The 4,810-nt window shown below is 66.1% G+C and carries 6 protein-coding genes; 5 read left to right on the top strand and 1 reads right to left on the bottom strand.

What is annotated here, in order from left to right:
* The first annotated feature begins 81 nt into the window (after positions 1–81).
* The 5 genes from cyoC to VJ811_RS01225 are packed head-to-tail and all read left to right on the top strand — an operon-like array spanning position 82 to position 3,650.
* Entirely contained in the window at positions 82–708 is a 627-nt protein-coding gene (cyoC, locus tag VJ811_RS01245) for a cytochrome o ubiquinol oxidase subunit III (protein WP_324070404.1), read from the top strand.
* Complete coding sequence (gene cyoD, locus VJ811_RS01240; protein WP_324070402.1) at positions 705–1,115, top strand: cytochrome o ubiquinol oxidase subunit IV; 411 nt, start codon at positions 705–707, stop codon at positions 1,113–1,115. Before cyoC ends, cyoD begins: the two co-directional genes overlap by 4 nt.
* The gene (locus VJ811_RS01235; protein ID WP_324070400.1) at positions 1,112–1,813 is read left to right on the top strand and encodes an SURF1 family protein; all 702 of its coding nucleotides are present in this window, start codon (positions 1,112–1,114) and stop codon (positions 1,811–1,813) included. The genes cyoD and VJ811_RS01235 overlap by 4 nt, the downstream gene beginning before the upstream one ends.
* Positions 1,813–3,120 carry an ATP-binding protein gene (locus tag VJ811_RS01230; protein ID WP_324070406.1) on the top strand — a complete coding sequence of 436 codons (1,308 nt, stop codon included), beginning with the start codon at positions 1,813–1,815 and terminating at the stop codon, positions 3,118–3,120. The genes VJ811_RS01235 and VJ811_RS01230 overlap by 1 nt, the downstream gene beginning before the upstream one ends.
* Complete coding sequence (locus VJ811_RS01225) at positions 3,117–3,650, top strand: response regulator transcription factor (RefSeq protein WP_324070397.1); 534 nt, start codon at positions 3,117–3,119, stop codon at positions 3,648–3,650. The genes VJ811_RS01230 and VJ811_RS01225 overlap by 4 nt, the downstream gene beginning before the upstream one ends.
* A gap of 93 nt (positions 3,651–3,743) precedes the next feature.
* On the opposite strand, the gene VJ811_RS01220 is transcribed toward VJ811_RS01225, so the two are convergent.
* The coding region (locus VJ811_RS01220) for a prolyl oligopeptidase family serine peptidase (RefSeq protein WP_324070395.1) at positions 3,744–4,810 on the bottom strand (1,067 nt) is incomplete at its 5' end.

The following is a 4,810-nucleotide window of genomic DNA, read 5'->3' as shown; positions in this document are numbered from 1 at the left end:
GCGATTTCGACATTCCGGCGGCGACGGTCACCGCGGTCGAGGACGCGCGGACCCGCCAGCTGGCGGCCGGAGCCTGATGCGATGAGTGCCAAGATCATCACCGCCGACCAGCCCGTCCACTTCTACGCCCTCGACGAGCATCCGCATCCCGAAGGGCACAGCACGATGCTGGGCTTCTGGATCTACCTGATGAGCGACTGCCTCATCTTCGCGATCCTCTTCGCCTGCTACGCCGTGCTCGGTGGCAGCTATGCCGCGGGGCCCGCGCCGAAGGATCTGTTCGACCTGAAGCTGATCGCGCTCAACACCGCGATGCTGCTCTTCTCGTCGATCACCTATGGTTTTGCGGTGCTCCAGATGCAGCAGGGCAAGGTGAGGGGCGTGCAGATCTGGCTCGCGGTCACCGCGCTGTTCGGGCTCGCCTTCCTCGGGATCGAATTGTTCGAATTCCACCATCTGATCGAGATCGGCGCGGGGCCGCAGCGCAGCGCCTTCCTGTCGAGCTTCTTCACGTTGGTCGGCACGCACGGGCTGCATGTCACCTTCGGTATCGTGTGGCTGGTGACTTTGATGTTCCAGCTGTCGAAGCACGGGCTGATCGCCGCGAACAAGCGCCGCGTGATGTGCCTCAGCATGTTCTGGCACTTCCTCGACGTCGTGTGGATCGGCGTCTTCACCTTTGTCTATCTGATGGGAGTGCTGCGATGAGCCGCGATCATCACGCCGCCGCCCATCCGCACGACGGCCATCACGAGATCGAGATGCCGCACGCGTCGATGCGCGACTATATCATCGGTTTCGTCCTGTCGGTGATGCTGACCGCCATCCCCTTCTGGCTGGTAATGACGTTGCCCCTCAGTGCAGGAACGACCGGCGCGATCATCATGGGGTTCGCCGTGGTGCAGATCGTCGTCCACATGGTCTTCTTCCTCCATATGACGCCGAAGGCCGAGGGCGGATGGTCGCTGACCTCGCTGATCTTCACCGTGATCGTCGTGGTGATCATGCTCGCGGGATCGCTGTGGGTAATGCACCATCTCAACACCAATATGATGCCGATGCCGCACGAACCGACCAGTCAGACCGCGGGTACGACAACGGGTCAGGTGCCGTGACACGCACCCGCCGCGGGGTTTTTGCCGCGGCGGCGCTGATTGTGGCCGTGGCTCTTGCGGCGCTTGGCGTCTGGCAGCTCGAGCGGCGTGTGTGGAAGCATGAGCTGGTCGCGGCGGTCGAGGCGCGTATCCATGCGGCGCCGGTGGCGGCTCCGGGCCCCGGTGCGTGGGATGCCGTCGACGCGAAGGATGATGCCTATCGGCGCGTCACCGCGACGGGCACTTTTAGCCATGATCGAGAGACGCTGGTGCAGGCGGTGACCGATCGCGGCCCCGGTTTCTGGGTGCTGACCCCGCTCGAAACGCCGGGGTTCACCTTGCTCGTCAATCGCGGTTTCGTGCCGAAGGACCGGCGCGATCCGAAGGTGCGCGCGGTGGGCAATGTCGCGGCGCGCGTGACGGTGACCGGCTTGCTCCGGATGACCGAGCCCGAGGGCGCGTTCCTGCGCTCGAACGACCCGGCGGCGGATCGCTGGTTTTCGCGCGATGTCGCGGCGATCGCGAAGGCGAGGGGGCTCGGCAATGCCGCTCCCTATTTCGTCGATGCCGATGCGAAGCCCAACCCCGGCGGCTATCCGGTCGGCGGCCTCACCGTCGTGCGCTTTCCCGACAATCATCTGGTCTATGCGCTGACCTGGTTTGCGCTTTGTGCGCTCAGCCTCTTTTTCGCATGGCGGCTGTGGCGTATTCGCGAATGATGACCCGCCCGACCATCCCGCCGACCGCGCCGTCAAGGGTCCCCGCCGGCCGCCGCAACATGACGCTGCTGGTCCAGCTGCGCTGGATCGCGGTCGGGGGGCAGCTCGCGACGATCGGGATCGTCAGCGGGCCGATGGGCATCGCGCTGCCGCACGCGCCCTTGCTCGCCGCGATCATGGTGCTGATCGCGATCAACTTCGCGAGTATCGCCTTGCTTCGCCGTGGGCGCGCGGTGACCAATGCCGAACTGACCGCGGCGCTATTGTTCGATGTCGCGGCGCTCGGGTGGCAGCTGCATCACAGCGGCGGGCTCGCCAATCCTTTCGCCTCGCTGTTTCTGTTGCAGGTCGTGATCGGCGCGATCCTGCTCACCCCGCGTTCGTCGTGGGCGATCGTCGTCGCGGCATTGGCGGCGCTCGCTGCGCTGCGCATCGATCCGACGCCGCTGGTGCTGCCGCCGACCTATGCCGACGATCCGATGGGGCTGTATCTGAAGGGCAGTTTTGTCTGCTTCCTGCTGATCGCCGTGCTGTTCGTCGCCTTCGTCACGCGGATCAACCGCAATCTGCGCGACAGCGATGCCGCGCTCGCGGCGAGCCGCCAGCGTGCTGCCGAGGAGGATCATATTGTGCGCATGGGGCTGCTCGCGTCGGGGGCGGCGCATGAGTTGGGCACGCCGTTGTCGACGCTGTCGGTGCTGATCGGCGACTGGAAGGCGGCGCCGCGGCTCGCGAAGGATCGCGAGATGCAGGAGGATCTGGCCGACATGGATGCGGCGGTGCAGCGCTGCAAGGCGATCGTCAGCGGCATCTTGATGTCGGCGGGCGAGGCACGCGGCGAGGCGCCGCAGCTGACGACGATGCGCGCCGCGTTCAACGAGATCGCCGCGCACGCGCGCGCCGCCCGCCGCCCGGGCACGCTCGAGTTCAACGACCGCTTCGGCGCCGATGTCGCGATCGTGTCGGACCCGGCGCTGCGGCAGGTGATCGGCAACGTCCTCGACAATGCGGCCGAAGTATCGCCGGACTGGACGAGCTTCACGACCTCGCGCGACGGCGACATGCTGGTGATCGAGATCGCCGATCGCGGACCGGGGTTCAGCGACGAGATGCTCGCGAATTTCGGCCAGCCCTATCGCTCGACCAAGGGACGTCCCGGAGGCGGGCTCGGGCTGTTCCTGCTCGTCAACGTGCTGCGCAAGCTCGGCGGCGGCGCCAGCGTCTCCAATCGCGATGCGGGCGGCGCGCTGGTGCGGATATTCCTGCCCGTTTCGGCCCTCGCACGGCCCGGTGGAGAGAAGACATGACCGAGCAGCGGCACTTGCTGATCGTCGAGGACGACGAGGCGTTCGCGCGGACGCTGAAACGCTCGTTCGAGCGGCGCGGCTATGCGGTGGAGGTCGCGCACGGCCCCGAGGAGATGGCCGCGATTTTGCAGGCGTTCCGGCCGGGCTATGCGGTCGTCGACCTGAAGCTGGGCGGCGCGTCGGGGCTGGCGTGTGTGCAGACGCTGCGCGCGAGCGACGCGACGATGCGGATCGTCGTGCTCACGGGCTTTGCGAGCATCGCCACCGCGGTCGAGGCGATCAAGCTCGGCGCCTCCTATTATCTCGCCAAGCCGTCGAACACCGACGACATCGAGGCGGCGTTCGACCGCGCCGAGGGCAATGCCGAAACGCCGGTGGGCGACCGCCAATCGTCGATCAAGACCGTCGAGTGGGAGCATATCCACCAGACCTTGGTCGAGACCGATTTCAATATTTCGGAGACCGCCCGCCGGCTGGGGATGCATCGGCGCACGCTGGCGCGAAAGCTGGAGAAACGGCAGATCCGTTAGCGCGCGATCGATTCTTGCGGCGCGTTTAATCCGAGCCACCGTCCCGTTCGAGCGGAGGGGGTGTCGATTAACGCCCGTTGCTCTGGCGCGCCGCTATTTCTTCTCCACCAGTTCGCGCAGCAGGAAGCCGTGGAGCATCGCGGCGCGCACCGCATCCTCGGCATGGTCGGCGCCGACCGAATGGCCGCCCTCGATATATTCGTGATAATAGACGCGGTTGCCGTTCTCCATCAGTCGCGCGGCATATTTGCGCGCGTGGCCGGGGTGGACGCGGTCGTCCTTGGTCGAGAGATAGAGGAAGATCGGCGGATATTTCACGCCCTTGCGGATGTTCTGGTACGGCGAATATTTCGACAGAAAGGCCCAATCCTCGGGCACGTCGGGATCGCCATATTCGGCGACCCACGAAGCCCCGGCGAGCATCTTGTCGTACCGCCACATATCCTTGATCGGCGAGCCCGAGATCACCGCGCCGTACAGGTCGGGGCGCTGCGTCATCGCCGCGCCGACGAGGACGCCGCCGTTCGAGCGGCCCGAAATCGCGATCTTGCCCTTGGCGCTGACCCCGGTCTTCACCAGATCCTCGGCAACCGCGTGGAGATCGTCGAAGCTCGCCTGACGCTTTTCGCGCAGCGCCGCCTGGTGCCAAGCGGGGCCATATTCGCCGCCGCCACGGATATTGGCGAGGACATAGGCGTTGCCGTCCTCGACCCAGAACAGCCCGAGCGGGCCGGCGCGATACGGCTGGCCGGTAAGATAACCCGGCGTCTGCGCGGCGCGGAAGCCGCCATAGGCGTGGACGAGCGCGGGGACAGGGCCGGTCGAGCCTTTCTTGCGCGCGAGGAAATAGGGGATTTTCGTGCCGTCCTTCGACGTCGCGAAGCGCTTTTCGACGCTCATGTCCTTCGCGTCGAAGGTCGCGGGCAGGCTCTGCACGGCTTGCGGCGCCTTGCCTTCGGTCGCGGCGTAGAGCGTCGGGGGCATCAGCATCGTCTCTGCGGTCGCAAGGACGATGTCGCGCTTGCCGATCGTGCCGGCGATCCCGACCGTCGCGTTATTCGCGAGCGGCACCTCTTTCTGGCTCCACTTGCCGGTTTCGGGATCACGGCGCAGCGCGAACAGCTTGCCTTCGACATCGTCGAGCGCCTTGACCCACAGGA

The sequence above is a fragment of the Sphingopyxis sp. genome (assembly GCF_035250425.1).
GTDB lineage: Bacteria > Pseudomonadota > Alphaproteobacteria > Sphingomonadales > Sphingomonadaceae > Sphingopyxis.
This window is presented reverse-complemented; position numbering and strand designations above follow the sequence as displayed.

What these genes read in the sequence shown, in the direction of transcription:
- VJ811_RS01230 (WP_324070406.1), top strand. Translation starts at nt 1,813, where the DNA reads ATGACCCGCCCGACCATCCCGCCGACCGCGCCGTCAAGGGTCCCCGCC.
- VJ811_RS01225 (WP_324070397.1), top strand. Translation starts at nt 3,117, where the DNA reads ATGACCGAGCAGCGGCACTTGCTGATCGTCGAGGACGACGAGGCGTTC.
- cyoC (WP_324070404.1), top strand. Translation starts at nt 82, where the DNA reads ATGAGTGCCAAGATCATCACCGCCGACCAGCCCGTCCACTTCTACGCC.
- cyoD (WP_324070402.1), top strand. Translation starts at nt 705, where the DNA reads ATGAGCCGCGATCATCACGCCGCCGCCCATCCGCACGACGGCCATCAC.